Source organism: Kitasatospora fiedleri, assembly GCF_948472415.1.
Taxonomy (GTDB): Bacteria; Actinomycetota; Actinomycetes; order Streptomycetales; family Streptomycetaceae; genus Kitasatospora; species Kitasatospora fiedleri.
Map to the genome: position 1 here is coordinate 2178714 of NZ_OX419519.1, position 16439 is coordinate 2195152.

At 71.7% G+C, this 16439-nt stretch carries 16 protein-coding genes and 1 pseudogene; 8 read left to right on the forward strand and 9 right to left on the reverse strand.

The annotated features are described in order from the left end of the window. Position 1 precedes the first annotated feature (1 nt). The 3 genes from qcrA (at position 2) to QMQ26_RS10270 (ending at position 3189) form a co-directional block, all read left to right on the forward strand. Positions 2 to 1057: a cytochrome bc1 complex Rieske iron-sulfur subunit gene (qcrA, locus tag QMQ26_RS10260; protein ID WP_282205493.1), complete on the forward strand. Its 1056-nt coding sequence runs from the start codon at positions 2 to 4 to the stop codon at positions 1055 to 1057. After that, on the forward strand, positions 1054 to 2715 hold the full coding sequence (gene qcrB, locus QMQ26_RS10265; protein ID WP_100835853.1) for a cytochrome bc1 complex cytochrome b subunit: 1662 nt from the start codon (positions 1054 to 1056) through the stop codon (positions 2713 to 2715). Before qcrA ends, qcrB begins: the two co-directional genes overlap by 4 nt. 108 nt (positions 2716 to 2823) lie before the next feature. Then, the gene (locus QMQ26_RS10270) at positions 2824 to 3189 is read left to right on the forward strand and encodes a GntR family transcriptional regulator (protein WP_100835854.1); all 366 of its coding nucleotides are present in this window, start codon (positions 2824 to 2826) and stop codon (positions 3187 to 3189) included. A gap of 67 nt (positions 3190 to 3256) precedes the next feature. Here QMQ26_RS10270 and QMQ26_RS10275 read toward each other — a convergent pair whose 3' ends face one another. The 4 genes and pseudogenes from QMQ26_RS10275 to ctaC form a co-directional block, all read right to left on the reverse strand. Further along, positions 3257 to 4504, reverse strand: coding sequence for a L,D-transpeptidase (locus tag QMQ26_RS10275; RefSeq protein ID WP_404814165.1), 1248 nt, complete (start codon positions 4502 to 4504; stop codon positions 3257 to 3259). A gap of 219 nt (positions 4505 to 4723) precedes the next feature. Beyond that, the gene (locus QMQ26_RS10280) at positions 4724 to 5140 is read right to left on the reverse strand and encodes a cytochrome c oxidase subunit 4 (protein ID WP_282205495.1); all 417 of its coding nucleotides are present in this window, start codon (positions 5138 to 5140) and stop codon (positions 4724 to 4726) included. Continuing rightward, positions 5137 to 6915, reverse strand: coding sequence for an aa3-type cytochrome oxidase subunit I (gene ctaD / locus QMQ26_RS10285; protein WP_100835857.1), 1779 nt, complete (start codon positions 6913 to 6915; stop codon positions 5137 to 5139). Before ctaD ends, QMQ26_RS10280 begins: the two co-directional genes overlap by 4 nt. After that, a pseudogene (gene ctaC, locus QMQ26_RS10290) lies at positions 6912 to 7771 on the reverse strand (aa3-type cytochrome oxidase subunit II). Before ctaC ends, ctaD begins: the two are co-directional and overlap by 4 nt. Positions 7772 to 8134: 363 nt before the next feature. Between ctaC and QMQ26_RS10295 the strand changes: the two are divergent. After that, complete coding sequence (locus QMQ26_RS10295; protein WP_282205496.1) at positions 8135 to 9538, forward strand: cysteine desulfurase/sulfurtransferase TusA family protein; 1404 nt, start codon at positions 8135 to 8137, stop codon at positions 9536 to 9538. A gap of 12 nt (positions 9539 to 9550) precedes the next feature. On the opposite strand, the gene QMQ26_RS10300 is transcribed toward QMQ26_RS10295, so the two are convergent. Then, the gene (locus QMQ26_RS10300) at positions 9551 to 10528 is read right to left on the reverse strand and encodes a carbohydrate kinase family protein (protein ID WP_100835860.1); all 978 of its coding nucleotides are present in this window, start codon (positions 10526 to 10528) and stop codon (positions 9551 to 9553) included. 203 nt (positions 10529 to 10731) lie between these two features. Here QMQ26_RS10300 and QMQ26_RS10305 point away from each other — a divergent pair, with 203 nt between their 5' ends. The 3 genes from QMQ26_RS10305 to QMQ26_RS10315 all read left to right on the forward strand — a co-directional run bounded on the left by QMQ26_RS10305 (position 10732) and on the right by QMQ26_RS10315 (position 11667). Then, on the forward strand, positions 10732 to 10950 hold the full coding sequence (locus QMQ26_RS10305; protein WP_282205497.1) for a hypothetical protein: 219 nt from the start codon (positions 10732 to 10734) through the stop codon (positions 10948 to 10950). 106 nt (positions 10951 to 11056) lie between these two features. Beyond that, positions 11057 to 11416: a hypothetical protein gene (locus QMQ26_RS10310; RefSeq protein WP_282205498.1), complete on the forward strand. Its 360-nt coding sequence runs from the start codon at positions 11057 to 11059 to the stop codon at positions 11414 to 11416. A 2-nt stretch (positions 11417 to 11418) separates the two neighbouring features. Continuing rightward, positions 11419 to 11667 carry a hypothetical protein gene (locus QMQ26_RS10315; RefSeq protein WP_282205499.1) on the forward strand — a complete coding sequence of 83 codons (249 nt, stop codon included), beginning with the start codon at positions 11419 to 11421 and terminating at the stop codon, positions 11665 to 11667. Positions 11668 to 11772: 105 nt separating this feature from the next. On the opposite strand, the gene erpA is transcribed toward QMQ26_RS10315, so the two are convergent. After that, positions 11773 to 12126, reverse strand: a complete 354-nt coding sequence (gene erpA / locus QMQ26_RS10320; protein ID WP_111553090.1) for an iron-sulfur cluster insertion protein ErpA — start codon at positions 12124 to 12126, stop codon at positions 11773 to 11775. A gap of 206 nt (positions 12127 to 12332) precedes the next feature. On the opposite strand from erpA, the gene QMQ26_RS10325 reads away from it, so the two are divergent. Beyond that, complete coding sequence (locus tag QMQ26_RS10325) at positions 12333 to 13214, forward strand: GNAT family N-acetyltransferase (RefSeq protein ID WP_100835863.1); 882 nt, start codon at positions 12333 to 12335, stop codon at positions 13212 to 13214. A gap of 49 nt (positions 13215 to 13263) precedes the next feature. On the opposite strand, the gene QMQ26_RS10330 is transcribed toward QMQ26_RS10325, so the two are convergent. The 3 genes from QMQ26_RS10330 to QMQ26_RS10340 form a co-directional block, all read right to left on the reverse strand. Then, positions 13264 to 14631, reverse strand: coding sequence for a pyridoxal phosphate-dependent decarboxylase family protein (locus QMQ26_RS10330; protein ID WP_282205500.1), 1368 nt, complete (start codon positions 14629 to 14631; stop codon positions 13264 to 13266). A 136-nt stretch (positions 14632 to 14767) separates the two neighbouring features. Further along, positions 14768 to 15244: an Lrp/AsnC family transcriptional regulator gene (locus tag QMQ26_RS10335; protein WP_282205501.1), complete on the reverse strand. Its 477-nt coding sequence runs from the start codon at positions 15242 to 15244 to the stop codon at positions 14768 to 14770. 89 nt (positions 15245 to 15333) lie between these two features. Then, positions 15334 to 16260, reverse strand: a complete 927-nt coding sequence (locus QMQ26_RS10340; RefSeq protein WP_282205502.1) for an NADP-dependent oxidoreductase — start codon at positions 16258 to 16260, stop codon at positions 15334 to 15336. Between the last annotated feature and the right edge of the window lie 179 nt (positions 16261 to 16439).

Consider the following 16439-nt stretch of genomic DNA (forward strand, 5'->3'; position numbering starts at 1 on the left):
CATGTCAGAGAACCTGCCCGAGGCGCACGACGCCTCCCACGGCACGGCCGTCGCCACCCACGGCGACCCGTTCGCCGACCCGGGCCTGCCGGCCCACGAACCGCGTCGGACCGACATCGACGAGCGGGCCGCCAAGCGGGCCGAGCGCCAGGTGTCGCTGCTGTTCGTGGTCTCGATGCTGGCGACCGTCGGCTTCATCGCGTCCTACGCGTCGATCGACGCCGACAAGCTGGTCTACATCTTCCCGCTGGGCCACGTCAGCGCGCTCAACTTCGCCCTGGGCATGACCCTCGGCGTGGCGCTGTTCTGCATCGGCGCGGGCGCGGTCCACTGGGCCCGCACCCTGATGTCGGACCACGAGATGCCGGCCGAGCGCCACCCGATCGAGGCCGACGACGACGTCCGCAACGACGTCATCGAGCAGTTCAGGACGGGTGCCGCGGAGTCCGGCTTCGGCCGCCGCAAGATGATCCGCAACACCCTGATCGGCTCGATGGCCCTGGTGCCGCTGTCCGGCGTGGTGCTGCTGCGCGACCTCGGCCCGCTGCCGGAGAAGAAGCTGCTCCACACCAACTGGGTGGAGGCGACCCCGGCCCAGCCGATCAAGCTCGTCAACATGAACACCGACGAGCCGATGAAGCCCGAGGACATCGTCCAGGGCTCGCTCACCTTCGCGAAGCCCGAGGGCCTCGAGGAGTCGGCCGAGGACTTCCAGCAGCGGATCGCCAAGGACGCCCTGATGCTCATCCGGATCGCCCCGGAGGACATCAAGGACGACAAGTCCCGCGAGAAGGGCTTCGAGGGCATCCTCGCCTACTCGAAGATCTGCACCCACGTCGGCTGCCCGATCTCGCTGTACGAGCAGCAGACCCACCACGCGCTCTGCCCCTGCCACCAGTCGACCTTCGACCTGGCGGACGGCGCTCGCGTCATCTTCGGCCCGGCCGGCCACCCGCTGCCGCAGCTGAAGATCACCACCGATGAGCAGGGCTACCTGGTCGCCACCGGCGACTTCGACGAGCCCGTCGGCCCGAGCTACTGGGAGCGTCCGCGATGAGTTCCGCAAGCGGCACCAACACCGGCGCCTCCAAGCCGGCCAGCACCCGCGCCAAGCCCGCCAACAAGGCCGAGGCCGCTGCCGACTGGGTGGACGGCCGGGTCGGGATCTACTCCCTGGCCAAGGCCAACCTGCGCAAGATCTTCCCGGACCACTGGTCCTTCATGCTCGGTGAGATCTGCCTCTACAGCTTCATCATCATCATCCTCACGGGTGTGTACCTGACGCTGTTCTTCAAGCCGAGCATGGCCGAGACCGTCTACCACGGCTCGTACCTGCCGCTGAACGGCATCCGGATGTCGGAGGCGTACGCCTCCACGATGAACATCAGCTTCGAGATCCGCGGCGGTCTGCTGATCCGGCAGATCCACCACTGGGCCGCCCTGGTCTTCGTGGCCGCGATGCTCGTGCACATGATGCGCGTCTTCTTCACCGGCGCCTTCCGCAAGCCGCGCGAGATCAACTGGGTCTTCGGCTTCCTGCTGCTGGTCCTGGGCATGTTCGACGGCTTCTTCGGCTACTCGCTGCCCGACGACCTGCTGTCCGGCACCGGCATCCGCTTCATGGAGGGCGCGATCCTGGCGGTGCCGATCGTCGGCACCTACATCCAGATGTTCCTGTTCGGCGGCGAGTTCCCGGGCACCGACATCGTCCCGCGCTTCTTCACCATCCACGTGCTGCTCATCCCGGGCATCATGCTGGGCCTGCTGGTCGCGCACCTGATCCTGGTCTTCTACCACAAGCACACCCAGTGGGCGGGCCCGGGCAAGACCGAGAAGAACGTCGTCGGCATGCCGCTGATGCCGATCTACATGGCGAAGGCCGGCGGCTTCTTCTTCCTGGTGTTCGGCATCATCGCGGCGATGTCCGCGATCGCCACGATCAACCCGATCTGGGCCTACGGCCCGTACCGTCCGGACCAGGTGTCGACCGACGCCCAGCCCGACTGGTACATGGGCTTCTCCGAGGGCCTGATCCGCATCATGCCGGGCTGGGAGATCTCGGTCTGGGGCGGCCACACGCTGAACCTCGGCGTGATGGTCCCGCTGGCGGTCTTCCCGATGGTCCTGGTCGCGATCGCGATCTGGCCGTTCATCGAGTCCTGGGTCACCGGCGACAAGCGCGAGCACCACATCCTGGACCGCCCGCGCAACGCCCCGGTCCGCACCGCGTTCGGCGCGGCCTGGATCTCGCTGTACCTGATCCTGCTGGTCGGCGGTGGCAACGACCTGTTCGCCACCCACCTGCACCTGTCGATCAACACGATCACCTACACGGTGCGCATCGGCTTCTTCGTGGTCCCGGTCCTCACCTTCTTCGTCACCAAGCGCTGGTGCCTCGGCCTCCAGCGCCGCGACAAGGAGAAGGTGCTGCACGGCCGCGAGTCCGGCGTCATCAAGCGCCTGCCGCACGGCGAGTTCGTCGAGGTGCACACCCCGCTGGCGCCGAAGGACCTGCACACCCTCACCGCCCACGAGCAGCCCCAGCCGCTGGAGCTGCCCGCCGAGACGGACGAGAACGGCGTGGCCCGCAAGGCCGGCGTGATCACCAAGACCCGGGTGAAGCTCTCCGAGGGCTTCTACGGCGAGGGCAACCAGATCGCCAAGCCCACCACCGAGGAGTACCACGAGATCACCAGCGGCCACGGCCACCACTGATCCCGGGTAGCTGTCCCGCCACGTCAGAACCCCCCTCCGGCTCCGGCCGGAGGGGGGTTCTGGCATCTCGGGCCGGAGCCCGACCTGACGCCCTGTTATGTTGACCGGGTGCACGTGGCGATCGATCACCAGTCCCCCACCCCGCCCTACGAGCAGGTCCGCTCGCAGATCGCGGCCCGGGCCCGCACCGGCGAGCTCCCGGTCGGCCTGAAGCTCCCCACCGTCCGCGCGCTGGCCGAACAGCTCGGCCTGGCCGCGAACACGGTGGCCCGCGCCTACCGCGAGCTGGAGGCCGACGGGGTGGTCGAGACCCGCGGCCGGGCCGGCACCACCATCGCCCCCACCGGGGACACCTCGCACCGCCTGGCCGCCACCGCCGCCGCCGAGTACGCGGCCCGCGCCGCCCGCCTCGGCCTCACCCGCGACGAGGCACTGGCCGCGGTCGCCACCGCCCTGGACGCGGCCTACCGCTGACCCGCGGCGGACAGCGGCGAGGTCCGCCCGGCGGGAGCCTCGCTCCCCGGGCGGACCTCGCCGCGCCTCACCGGCCCGTCGGGCTCGCGCTCGGACCGGGGTTGACGCTGGGGGCGGGCATCGCGTTCGCCGCGTCCCCGGACGCCGCCGTGCTGACCGGCTTGCCCAGCGCGCTGTGCTTCACGTACTCGTCGAAGCCGATGTTCCAGTCGCCGAACCCGTTGCCGAACGGCTCCATGTCGTGGCCCTTGCTGTTGACCACCTGCACGATGTCGCCGACCCGGGTGTTGTCGAAGAACCACTTGGCCTCGTCGGTGCTCATCCCGGTGCAGCCGTGGCTGACGTTCTCCTTGCCCTGCGACGACACGGACCACGGCGCGGCGTGGACGTACTCGCCGCTCCAGGTGACCCGGGTCGCCCACTTCACGTCCAGGTCGTAGGCCTCGCTGCTGCCGGCCGCGATGCCGATGGTCTCGCTGCTCATCCGGACGTCGGACTCCTGCCCGAGCACCACCTTGACGCCGTTGCGGGTGTCGAAGCCGGGCTTGCCGGTGGTGACCGGGATGGTCTTCACCACCTCGCCGTTGCGCTTGTACGTCAGCTGGTCGGTGGCCGCGTCGACCAGCGCCTCGATCCGGTCGCCGGTGCGCAGGTCGAGGGTCTGCTCCTCGCCGCCGTAGACGCCGTCGGAGAGCGGGACGCCCGGCAGGTCGTAGGAGAGCTTGACGGTGGTGTTGGCGGGCCAGTAGTCCTGCGGCCGGAAGTGCAGGTTCTCGTCGTCGACCCAGTACCAGGCGCCGGTCACGGCGGGCTGCGAGGTGACGGTCAGCCCGCGTTCGATCTGCTGGCGGGCCGCCGGGTCGGTGACCGGCTCGGAGAGCTTGACGGTGAGCGGCTGGCCGACGCCGTAGACGCCGCTGCCGGAGCTGTCGGGGCCGAGTTCGGCGGTGACGACGTGCTGCGCCTCGGCGGTGGTGAAGGTGGAGCCGGTCTCGCCGTGGCCGCCCTTGCCGTCCTCGGCCGCGACCTTGACGGTGTACGCGGCGCCGGCCCGGAGCGGGTCGGTGGTCCGCCAGTGCTGCTGGTCGGCGGCGAGTTCGCCGGCCACCGGCTTCCCGTCGGGGTCGGTGACGGTGACGGCGTCGAGTTTCGCGGTGCCGTCCGTGGTGACGCTGAACGCCTGTGCCGGGTCGGCCTGCTCCTCGGCGGCCGAGGTGTGGACCAGCGGGGTCACGTCGATCTGACGGGGCGACGAGTCCTTCTCCGCCGAGTCGTTGTCGGAGGAACAGGCCGCGGCGGGGGCCAGCACCAACATGGCGGCCAGCGCGGTCCGGGTACTGCCGGCTATCCGAGAGCCCTTCAACGGAACCTCCCAGGGGTGTGAACCTGCCTCAGAGCGTAGGAAGGCGTCACCCGGTCGGCACTCCGGGTAACCCGGTCGGGGGACGGACGCCCGGCCCGCCCCGGGAACGACGGGGGCCGGGCACCCCCGAGGGGGGTGCCCGGCCCGCCGTGCGGCTGCGCGGTCCGGAACCTACTGGTTCTGGTTCTCGCCGCGGTAGAACTCGAAGACCCAGCCGAACAGGCCGACCAGGAGGATCGGGATCGACCAGAACAGCAGCCACCAGCCGAAGACCACGCCGAGGAAGGCCAGCGCGCCGCCGATCGCCAGCGAGAGCGGCTGCCAGCTGTGCGGGGCGAAGAAGCCCAGCTCGCCGGCGTCGTCCGCGACCTCGGCCTCGGGGTTGTCGCCCGCGCCGGTGTCCACCCGCTTGGCGGTGAACGCCAGGTAGAAGCCGATGAAGGCGGCCAGGGCGAAGGCCAGGAAGAGCGCGGTGGTGCCGGCGGCCTCCAGGCCGTGGTCCGACTTACCGGTCCAGACCATGTAGGTGATGGCGATGGCCAGGATGAAGACGGCCAGACCGGCGAAGATCTTTCCCTGTTCCTTCATCGGGCGTCACCCTCATTCTTGCCCTTGCCCAGCGACGGACGGTCGTACTGCGCGGGGGTCACACCCTCGAAGTGCTTGGCCGGCTCACCGTGGTTCTCCAGGTAGTCCAGCGCGGCGATCTCCGGGTGGTGCAGGTCGAACGCCGGGGACTCGGAGCGAATCCGCGGCAGGGTGGTGAAGTTGTGCCGCGGCGGCGGGCAGGAGGTCGCCCACTCCAGCGAGCGGCCGTAGCCCCACGGGTCGTCGACGTTGACCTTCTCGCCGTACTTGGCGGTCTTCCAGACGTTGTAGAGGAACGGCAGGATCGACAGGCCGAGCAGGAACGAGCCGATGGTCGAGACGGTGTTCAGCGTGGTGAAGCCGTCCGAGGCCAGGTAGTCGGCGTAGCGGCGGGGCATGCCCTCGGCGCCCAGCCAGTGCTGGACCAGGAAGGTGGTGTGGAAGCCGATGAACAGCGTCCAGAAGGTGATCTTGCCCAGGCGCTCGTCCAGCATCTTGCCGGTCATCTTCGGCCACCAGAAGTGGAAGCCGGCGAACATCGCGAAGACGACGGTGCCGAACACCACGTAGTGGAAGTGCGCGACGACGAAGTACGAGTCGGAGACGTGGAAGTCGATCGGCGGCGAGGCCAGCAGCACGCCGGTCAGGCCGCCGAACAGGAAGGTGACCAGGAAGCCGACCGTCCAGAGCATCGGGGTCTCGAAGCTCAGCGAGCCCTTCCACATGGTGCCGACCCAGTTGAAGAACTTCACGCCGGTCGGGACCGCGATCAGGAAGGTCATGAACGAGAAGAACGGCAGCAGCACCTGCCCCGTCACGTACATGTGGTGCGCCCACACCGTCACCGAGAGGCCGGCGATGGCGATGGTCGCGGCGATCAGGCCGGAGTAGCCGAACATCGGCTTGCGGCTGAACACCGGGATGATCTCGGAGACGATGCCGAAGAACGGCAGCGCGATGATGTAGACCTCGGGGTGGCCGAAGAACCAGAACAGGTGCTGCCAGAGCAGCGCGCCGCCGTTCGTCGGGTCGAAGACGTGCGCCCCGAACTTCCGGTCCGCCTCCAGCGCGAACAGCGCGGCGGCGAGGACCGGGAAGGCCAGCAGGACCAGCACGGCGGTCAGCAGGACGTTCCAGACGAAGATCGACATCCGGAACATCGTCATGCCGGGCGCGCGCATGCAGATGATCGTGGTGATGAAGTTGACCGCGCCGAGGATGGTGCCGAAGCCGGAGAAGGCCAGGCCCATGATCCACATGTCGGCGCCGACGCCCGGCGAGCGGACCGCGTCGCTCAGCGGCGAGTAGGCGAACCAGCCGAAGTCGGCCGCGCCCTGCGGGGTCAGGAAGCCCGCCACCGCGATGATCGAGCCGAACAGGTACAGCCAGTAGGCGAACATGTTCAGTCGCGGGAAGGCGACGTCGGGGGCGCCGATCTGGAGCGGCATGATCCAGTTGGCGAAGCCCGCGAACAGCGGGGTGGCGAACATCAGCAGCATGATCGTGCCATGCATGGTGAACGCCTGGTTGAACTGCTCGTTCGACAGGATCTGGGTGCCCGGGCGGGCCAGCTCGGCACGCATGACCAGGGCGAGCACGCCACCGATCAGGAAGAAGGCGAACGAGGTCGCCAGGTACATCGTGCCGATCGTCTTGTGGTCGGTGGTGGTGAGCCACTTGATGATCGCGTTGCCCGGCTTGCGCACCCGCGGAGTCCCCGAGGTGACGGCCCCGGCTCCCCCACCGGCCGCGGCGGGCTCGTTGAGGATGGTCACTTCTCTTCACTACTTCCCGTGGTGGGGAGGATGCCTGCGGGAACCGCGCCGGCCTGGCCCTTGTCGCGGAGTTCCTTGAGGTGCTGCTGGTACTCGTCGGCCGTGACGACCTTGACGTTGAACAGCATCCGCGAGTGGTCGACACCGCAGAGCTCGGCGCACTTGCCGCGGTAGGTGCCGAGCGCGGTCGGGGTGACCTGGAACTCGTTGACCACACCGGGCACGACGTCCATCTTCATCATGAAGTTGACGGGCCAGAAGTCGTGGATGACGTCGTTGGAGGTCAACCGGAACTTCACGGTCTCGTTGATCGGCAGGTAGAGCGTCGGAGGCTCCTTGGTGCTGCCGACCTCGTACGCGGCGGTGGTGCTCGCCGGGTCCGGGATCTCGGAGTTCTCGTAGTTGAACGCCCAACTCCACTGGAAGCCCACCACGTTGATCGTGTGCTGGGGCTTCGCGTCGACCTTCGTCAGGGTGGCCTCGTCGCGGGCGACGAAGTAGAACAGCACCGAGACGATGACGAGGGGACCGCGGTGTACAGCGCCTCGATGGGCACGTTGTACCGGGTCTGAGCGGGGACCTCCACCTTGGTGCGGCTGCGCCGGTGGAAGATCACGCTCCAGAGGATCAGACCCCACATCAATGCACCAACAACCAGAGCCGCGATCCACGAGCCCTGCCACATGTGAAGGACCAGCGGGCCTTCCTTCGTGACGGGACTGGGGAGGCCAAGCCTGGGCAGGTCGTTGGCCGAGCAGCCGGTGGCGGTCGCGATGACGAGGCCCAGTGCCAGCGCCTGAGGCAGCTTCCGCCGCATCGTGCGCCGCGGCGAGCGGTCGGAGCCGTTGGGACTCACGTAGCGCCTTCCCGAAGTCTCGCCCGGGAACGCACCACCGTCCGGAGTCCGTTGTCAGGTCTCCTCGGTGATCCGGCCACGGGCACGGTTTGAATGCTTATGCGGGCCAAACGCTACTCCATCCTTATGCGGCGCTCACGGGCAGCCCCCGGTAACGCGCCGCCCGGCTACCCGATCAGCCCCCGTGGGGTGAACCGCCCCCGCGGGGCGGACGGAGTCGCAGGTCATGGCGGACATCCGAGCCTCCCACGGCCGAACGGGCGACCGTCCTGCGACACGCGGGTGACGGAGCGTCGGCTCCCTGACGGGCCGGGAGGAATCACCCCGTAAGGGGCGCCGCGCGCGGTCGTCTACGGTGGCCCGGTGCCCTACTTCGACGCCGCCTCCACCGCCCCGCTGCACCCCGTCGCCCGGCAGGCCCTGCTCGCCGCCCTCGACGAGGGCTGGGCCGACCCGGCCCGGCTGCACCGCTCCGCCCGGCAGGCCCGGATGCTGCTGGACGCCGCCCGGGAGACCGTCGCCGAGGTGCTCGGCGCCCGGGCCGACGAGATCGCCTTCACCGGGTCCGGCACCCAGGCCCTCCAGTTGGGCGTCCTGGGCACCCTGCGCGGTCACCGCCGCCGCGGCGCCCACCTGGTGCACTCCGCCGTCGAGCACTCCGCCGTCCTGCACACCGCCGAACGCTGGGAGGCCGACGGCGGCAGCGCCACCGCCGTCCCGGTCGACCGCCACGGCCGGGTCGACGCCGGGGAGTTCGCCGCCGCGCTGCGCCCCGACACCGCGCTCGCCGTCCTGCAGTCCGCCAACCACGAGGTCGGCACCCTGCAGCCGGTGGCCGAGACCGCCGCGCTGCTCGGCGACGTCCCGCTGCTGGTGGACGCCGCGCAGAGCGCCGGGCGGCTGCCGGTGCCGGAGGGCTGGTCGGTGCTCACCGCGAGCGCGCACAAGTGGGGCGGGCCGGCCGGCGTCGGGGTGCTCGCGGTCCGCAAGGGCGTCCGCTACTCCTCGCCGCTGCCCGCCGACGACCGGGAGAACGGGCGGGTGCCCGGCTTCACCAACGTCCCGGCGATCGTCGCCGCCGCGGCCTCGCTGCGCGCCGTCCGGGACGGGGCGGCCGCGGAGAACGCCCGGCTGCGGGCGCTGGTCGAGGTGATCCGCCGCCGGGTCCCGGAGCTGGTGCCCGCCGTCGAGGTGGTCGGCCACCCCGAGCTGCGCCTCCCGCACCTGGTCACCTTCTCCTGCCTGTACGTGGACGGCGAGGTGCTGCTCACCGAGCTCGACCGGGCCGGCTTCGCGGTCAGCTCCGGCTCCTCCTGCACCTCCAGCACCCTGACGCCCAGCCACGTGCTGGCCGCGATGGGCGTCCTCACCGAGGGCAACCTGCGGGTCTCGCTCCCGGCCGGCACCAGCTCGGCCGAGGTCGACGCCTTCCTCGACGTGCTCCCCCGGGTGGTCGCCGGGGTCCGCGCCCCGCTCGGCCTCGACCTGCCCCCGGCGGGCAGCGCCGACGCGCTGGTCCTGGACGCCCTCGGCAAGCGCTGCCCGATCCCGGTCATCGAGCTCGCCAAGCACATCGGCGAGGTCGCCCCCGGCGGCCGCGTCGCCGTCCTGTCCGACGACGAGGCGGCCCGCCACGACATCCCCGCCTGGTGCGAGATGTGCGGCCACGCCTACGAGGGCGAGGCCCCCGCAGCGGAGTACGGGGGCGCCCGCGGCACCGCCTACCTGGTGCGCCGGGCCCGGCCGGAGCCGTCGGCCGGCCGGTAGCGGGCCGGCGGGCTAGAGCGCGATCCTGGTGCGGATGTCGGCCGCCGCCTCGGCGCCGTAGGCGGTCTCGAAGCGCTCCAGGAAGTGGCCGCCGCGCAGCTCGTACTCCTGGGTGCCGACGGTCTCGATCACCAGGGTGGCGAGCATGCAGCCGACCTGGGCGGCGCGCTCCAGGCCCAGCTCCCAGGAGAGCCCGGCCAGGAAGCCGGCCCGGAAGGCGTCGCCGACGCCGGTGGGGTCGGCCTTGCGCTCCTCGGCGGGGCAGCCGACCACGATGTCGGGCTCGCCCCGGCGCTGGATGCGGACGCCCTTGGGGCCGAGGGTGGTGACCCGGGTGGTGACGCGCTCCAGGATCTCGTCCGAGGACCAGCCGGTCTTGGACTCGATCAGGGCGGCCTCGTACTCGTTGGTGAAGAGGTAGGCCGCGCCGTCGACGATCTCCCGGATGTCGTCGCCCTCCAGGCGGGCGAGCTGCTGGGAGGGGTCGGCGGCGAAGGCGTAGCCGCGGGTGCGGCACTCCTGGGTGTGGCGCACCATCGCGGCCGGGTCGTCCGCGCCGATCAGCACCAGGTCGAGGCCGCCGACCCGGTCGGCGATCGGCTTGAGCTCGATGTTGCGGGCTTCGACCATCGCGCCGGTGTAGAAGGACGCGATCTGGTTGTGGTCCTGGTCGGTGGTGCACATGAACCGGGCGGTGTGCCGGGTCTCCGAGATGTGCACCGAGTCGGTGTCCACGCCGTGCCGGTCGAGCCAGCTGCGGTACTCGGCGAAGTCGCCGCCGGCCGCGCCGACCAGGACGGGGCGCAGGCCGAGGACGCCCATGCCGAAGGCGATGTTGGGGCCCACCCCGCCGCGGCGGATGTCCAGGGTGTCGACCAGGAAGGAGAGCGACACCGTGTGCAGCTGCTCGGGCACCAGCTGGTCGGAGAAGCGTCCGGGGAAGGTCGTCAGGTGGTCGGTGGCGATCGAGCCGGCGACGGCGATGCGCACGGGGTCTCCTCTGGCGGCCCGGCAGTGGCCGGAGCTGGGGGCAACAACCCGCCTACGGTACCGGCCCGACCGGGTGCTACCGAGCGGTAGGGCTGTCTTCCGGCCGCAGGTCGGCCTAGGGTCGCCAGTACGGGGGCCGGACGCGGCCCCCGTCCAGGTCCGCGGCAGCGTGGCCGCGGCACGGCGATCGGAGCTGGGTAGCCATGGTGATCGATCACTCCTCCGGGTGGCGGCCGGGCCGCCGCCGCGACGACGCCGACGCCGAGTCGCTGGCCGAACTGCTGGACTCCTCGCGCCGATTGGGCCGGTTCTGGCCGGTCGCCGGACCGCTCCCGACGGTGTCGGCCCCGGCCGTAACGCGGGTGCGGGTGCCGATCGAGGCGCGCCGGGTGGTGGCGGGCATGCCGGAGTACGGCGGATAGGCCCGCTCCTCCGGCTCCGGCCGGAACCGGTTTCCTCCGGGGCACGTCAAACCGGCGCGGTACCGCTCACCGCGGCGCCGCACGACCCTCGGGAGGAACGCAGATCATGGACGAGAGCACCGCAGCCGTCCCCACCAAGGCTCCGCACCCGCGCCGGGCCGCCGCCGCGCTGTTCGGCGCGGCCCTCGCGGCCGGCCTGCTGACCGCGTGCGGCGGCTCGGGTTCGCCCGCCACCGCCACGGCCCCCGTCAGCGCCACCGCCACCGCCTCGCCGAGTGCGAGCCCGTCCGCGAGCAGCGACCCCGGCTCGGCGTCCGCCTCCGCCCCCGCGAGCCCGTCGGCGAGCGCCAGCCCGCAGCCCTCGGCGGCCCAGCCGACCACGCCGGGGATAGCCGTCGGCGAGCGCCCGCCGACCGCCGTGAAGATCCCGCGACCGGGTACCGGCAGGACGGTCCGACCCAGCTGACAGTGTTCTTCACCGCCGGGATCTGCGACAAGTACGGGGTCCGGGTCGAGGAGGCCGCCCCGCCGGTGGTGAAGCTGCGGGTGGTGGTCACCCAGACCGCGGAGCCGGGCAAGGCGTGCCCGCAGCTGGTCAAGGAGCAGCAGGCGACCGTCACCCTGCCCGGGCCGATGACCGGCGGCGGCGTGGTGGACACCGCGACGGGCGAGCAGGTGCCCGTACAGAGCGGCGTCGCGGGCGGCGACCCGCGCTGACCGCCGCCGGAACGCTTCCGGAACGCTTCCGGAACGCCGCGAGGGCGGCTCCCCGCGCTGGGGGAGCCGCCCTCGGCGTGTGCGTGCCGGGCCTCGGCGCGGGGCCTAGCTGAACGAGTCGCCGCAGGCGCAGGAGCCGGTGGCGTTCGGGTTGTCGATCGTGAAGCCCTGCTTCTCGATGGTGTCCACGAAGTCGACGGTGGCGCCGCCCAGGTAGGGGGCGCTCATCCGGTCGGTGACGACCTTGACACCGTTGAAGTCCTTGACGACGTCGCCGTCCAGCGAACGCTCGTCGAAGAACAGCTGGTAACGCAGGCCCGAGCAGCCGCCGGGCTGCACGGCGACGCGCAGCGCGAGGTCGTCGCGGCCTTCCTGCTCCAGCAGGCCCTTGACCTTGCCCGCGGCGGCGTCGGTGAGGAGAATGCCACTCTCGACGGTGGTCTCGTCCTGGACGGTCATGCTTACTCCCGGTCTGTGACGACTGTGATCCGCCAGTGCCAACCAGCGGCCTCCCGGATTCATTTCCGGAAGGTGGTGCGTTCGGGGGACATTTTTCGTCGCCCACTCCCCCACGCACCCCATGCTCGCACACCGGGCCGGGCGGGTCACCGCCCACTTCGGCAAACCGCTACCGCCCGCGCACCGGGCGCAGCAGGATGTGACGGGTGATCATTCGTCAGCTCAGGAACACCGCCGCCGACGCCGAGGCCGTCCAACGGGTCTCCCGCGCCGCGTTCCGCGATCTCGACGGCCGGCCGCAGGACGATCCCGACCGGCCCGGCGACGCGGCCCACCGGGTCCGGGCGCTGGCCCGGGCCCGGCACCTCGCGGTGACGGACCCGGACGGGTGCTGGATCGCCGAGCAGGACGGCGAGGCCGTCGGGGTGGCGCTGTCGCTGCGCCGCGAGGGCGTGTGGGTGCTGCCGCTGTTCGTGGTGCTGCCCTCCGCGCAGGGGCGGGGGGTGGGGCGGCTGCTGCTGGAACGGGCCGCGGCGTACGGGCGGGGCTGCCTGCGCGGGATGCTGTGCGCCTCGCCGTCGCCGGCCGCGGCCCGCCGGTACCGGGCGGCCGGGTTCACGCTGTACCCCACGATGCGGCTGGCCGGGCGGGTCGACCGGGAACGGCTGCTCGACCCCGGCGACATCCCGGTGCACCCGGGCGGCGCGGCGCACCTGCACCTGCTCGACTCGGTGGACCGCCGGTTGCGGGGCGCGGCGCACGGCCCCGACCACCCGTTCATGCTGGCCCACTTCGAGGAGCTGCTGATCGCCGACACCCTGGCCGGCACCGGCTACTGCTACCGGGACGGCGGCACCGTGCAGCTGCTGGCCGCGACCTCGAAGCGGATCGCGGCCCGGCTGCTGCGCGAGGCGCTGGCCCGGGTCCCGGCGGAGCAGGAGGCCGCGGTCTCCTTCCTGACCGCCGAACAGGAGTGGGCCCTGGACGTCGGCCTCGACCTGGGCCTCTCCGTCACCAACCGCGGCTACCTGGCGCTGCGCGGCATGCGGCCCCCGGCGCCGTACATCCCCAACGGGGGCTACCTGTAGGCGTCCGGGAAGGGCCCGCGGGGGCCTCGGAGGGGCCCGCGGGACCCGCTCACTCCATCGTGGCGAGGATCTCCTCGACCATCTCCATGGTCGTGCCCGGGTGCAGGAAGGCGAAGCGGGCGACCGTCTCGCCGTCCCAGCCGGTGGGGGTGACGAAGCCGACCTGGTCGGCGAGGAGCTGCCGGGACCAGCGGTAGTAGTCGTCGTGGGTCCAGCCCTTGCGGCGGAAGCAGACGGCGGAGAGCTGGGGGTCGTGGAGCAGTTCGAGGTGCGCGCTGTCGCGGATGAGCCGCGCGGTGTCGCGGGCGAGGCGCAGGCCGGCCTCGATGGCGTCGGTGTAGGCCTGGACGCCGTGGACGGCGAGCGAGAACCAGAGCGGGAGGCCGCGGGCGCGGCGGGTGAGGTGGTAGGCGTAGTCGGTGGGGTTCCACTCGTCGCCCTCGGTGTGCAGGACGTCGAGGTAGGAGGCGTCCTGGGTGTGGACGGCGCGGGCCAGGCGCGGTTCGCGGTAGAGCAGGGCGGCGCAGTCGAACGGGGCGAACAGCCACTTGTGCGGGTCGACGACGAAGCTGTCGGCGTGCTCGATGCCGTCGTAGCGCGCGCGGACGGAGGGGGCGAAGAGCCCGGCGCCGCCGTAGGCGCCGTCGACGTGGAACCAGAGGCCGTGCTCGCGGGCGACCTCGGCGATGCCGGCGAGGTCGTCGACGATGCCCTCGTTGGTGGTGCCGCCGGTGCCGACCACGGCGATGACTGTCTCGGGGTGCGGGTCGGCGGCGAGGGCGGCGCGCAGGGCGGGGCCGGTGAGGCGGCGGTCGACGGCGGGGACGGGGAAGGCTTCGACGCCGATGATGTTGAAGGTGTTCTTGACCGAGGAGTGCACCTGGTCGGCGACGGCGATCCGCAGCCGGGCCTCGGGGCCGACGCCAAGGCGGCGGCGGGCGGTGTCGCGGGCGACGACCAGCGCGGAGAGGTTGCCGGCCGAGCCGCCGGAGACGAAGGTGCCGCCGGCGCTCGCGGGGAGGCCGGCCCGGTCCGCTATCAGGCGCAGCACCTGGTTCTCGGCGGCGATCGCGCCGGCCGCCTCCAGCCAGGAGATGCCCTGGAGGGAGGCGCAGGAGACCACCATGTCGAAGAGCAGCGCGGCCTTGGTGGGGGCGCAGGGGATGAAGGAGAGGTAGCGCGGGCTGTCGGCGGAGATGACGGCGCGGGAGAGCTCGTGGTCGTAGAGCTTGAGCACGTCGGCGGGGTCGTTGCCGTGGTCGTTCAGCAGTCCGGCGAGGGCCTGGCGCAGGTGGGTGCCGTCGCCCGGGTGGTCGAGCGGGACGGGGTCGTACTGCAGGCGTTCGCGCATGTAGTCGAAGACGAGGTCGACCAGCTCGTTGTCCGGCTTGTGCATGCGGTCGGGGGCTGCGTACACGGGTGTCCTCTTCGCTGCGGGCGGTGCTGGGGGCGTGATCAGCGTAGGCAGCGGGGGTGGGCGGGCGCGCGTCGGAACGCGGCCGTCCGGGGCCGGTTTCCTGCGTGTTCGGGCGGGGGCGCGCAGGAAAGCTGCGTCAGATGAGCTGGGAGAGGACGACGGAGGAGCGGCTGCGCTGGACGCCGGGTTCCTTGCGGATGCGCTCGATGACGGCTTCCAGGTGGCGGGTGTCGGCGGCGCGCAGGTGGACCAGGGCGTCGGGGTCGCCGGTGACCGTCCAGGCGGCGGCGACCTCGGGGAACTGGCGCAACGAGGCGAGCAGTTCCTCGGGCGAGGTGCGGGGGCGGCAGTAGACCTCGACGAAGGCCTCGGTGCGCCAGCCGAGCAGGGCGGGGTCGAGGACGACGGTGAAGCCGCGGACCGCGCCGCGCGCCCGCAGCCGGTCGATCCGGCGGCGGACGGCGGTGGCGGAGAGGTTGGTGAGCAGTCCGATCTCGGCGTAGGAGGCGCGGCCGTCGCGGCTGAGGTGTTCGAGCAGCAGGCGGTCGGTGTCGTCGAGGGCCGGCCCGTCCGGCCGGACGGGCCCGAGGTCGGACGGCCGGTGGGTGCGCATGGCGGGGCTCCACGGTGGTGCGGGTGAGGGTGGTGAGCCGTGGGGGAACGACTCTGCGGAGCCCATTGTCGCGGACGGCCGGAACCGGGTCAGTCCACCAGCAGGACGATCTTGCCGCGGGTGCGGCCCTCGGCGTTGAGGGCCTGGGCGGAGGCGGCCTGGGCGAGCGGGAAGGTGGAGGCCACCGGGACGGTGAGCAGGCCCTCCTCGGCGAGCCGGGCGACGGCGGCGAGGTCCTCGTGGTCGGGGCGGGTGAAGACGTAGCGTCCGCCGCGGGCGGTGACGGTGTAGTCGACCGTGGAGGCGATCCGGGCGGGGTCCTCGAGCAGGCCGAGGGAGACCTCGACGGCGTCGCCGCCGATCAGGTCGAGCGCGGCGTCGACGCCCTCGGGGGCCAGCGCGCGGACCCGGTCGGCGAGGCCGGGGCCGTACTCGACGGGTTCGACGCCCAGGCCGCGCAGGAAGGTGTGGTTGTGCTCCCCGGCGGTGCCGATGACCCGGGCGCCGAGGGCGGTGGCGACCTGGCAGGCGATCGAGCCGACGCCGCCGGCCGCGGCGTGGATCAGCACGGTCTCGCCGCGGCGCAGTCCGAGCGCCCCGACCAGGGACTGCTGGGCGGTGAGCCCGGCCAGCGGCAGTCCGCCGGCCTCGGCCCAGTCGAGGGCGGCGGGTTTGCGGGCCAGGGTGCGGACGGGGGCGGCGACGAGTTCGGCGTAGGTGCCGCTCTCGACGACGTCCTTGCGGACGTAGCCGATCACCTCGTCGCCGGGGGCGTACTCGGTGACGGCGCCGCCGACGGCCTGGACGGTGCCGGCCAGGTCGAAGCCCATGACCAGCGGGAAGTGGGAGTCGAGGACGCCGTCGAGGTGTCCTTCGCGGATCTTCCAGTCGACGGGGTTGACGCCGACCGCTCGGGTGCGGACGAGTACGGTGTCGGGGCCGACCTTCGGGTCGGGGAGCTCGGTGTACTCGACCACGTCGGGGCCGCCGTAGCGGTTGATCACGATTGCCTTCATGGGTCCAGCCAACCGGAGGGTACGGCGGGTCCTCGCGTCGGAAGCATCCATCCTGGTGAGCGGTTCTCGTCACATCGACAGGACGGCCATCGTCAGGCTGACGAGAACCGGTTATCATAGATAGCGTCAGATAGACGAGAAGGCTGGTGTCAATCCGGCCGCACCTGGAGGGCAGCCGC

Coding starts and splice junctions, on each gene's coding strand:
- qcrA (WP_282205493.1), top strand. CDS start 2: ATGTCAGAGAACCTGCCCGAGGCGCACGACGCCTCCCACGGCACGGCC.
- qcrB (WP_100835853.1), top strand. CDS start 1,054: ATGAGTTCCGCAAGCGGCACCAACACCGGCGCCTCCAAGCCGGCCAGC.
- QMQ26_RS10275 (WP_404814165.1), bottom strand. CDS start 4,504: ATGTTGGTGCTGGCCCCCGCCGCGGCCTGTTCCTCCGACAACGACTCG.
- QMQ26_RS10280 (WP_282205495.1), bottom strand. CDS start 5,140: ATGAAGGAACAGGGAAAGATCTTCGCCGGTCTGGCCGTCTTCATCCTG.
- QMQ26_RS10305 (WP_282205497.1), top strand. CDS start 10,732: ATGGTGATCGATCACTCCTCCGGGTGGCGGCCGGGCCGCCGCCGCGAC.
- QMQ26_RS10310 (WP_282205498.1), top strand. CDS start 11,057: ATGGACGAGAGCACCGCAGCCGTCCCCACCAAGGCTCCGCACCCGCGC.
- erpA (WP_111553090.1), bottom strand. CDS start 12,126: ATGACCGTCCAGGACGAGACCACCGTCGAGAGTGGCATTCTCCTCACC.
- QMQ26_RS10335 (WP_282205501.1), bottom strand. CDS start 15,244: ATGCGCACCCACCGGCCGTCCGACCTCGGGCCCGTCCGGCCGGACGGG.
- QMQ26_RS10340 (WP_282205502.1), bottom strand. CDS start 16,260: ATGAAGGCAATCGTGATCAACCGCTACGGCGGCCCCGACGTGGTCGAG.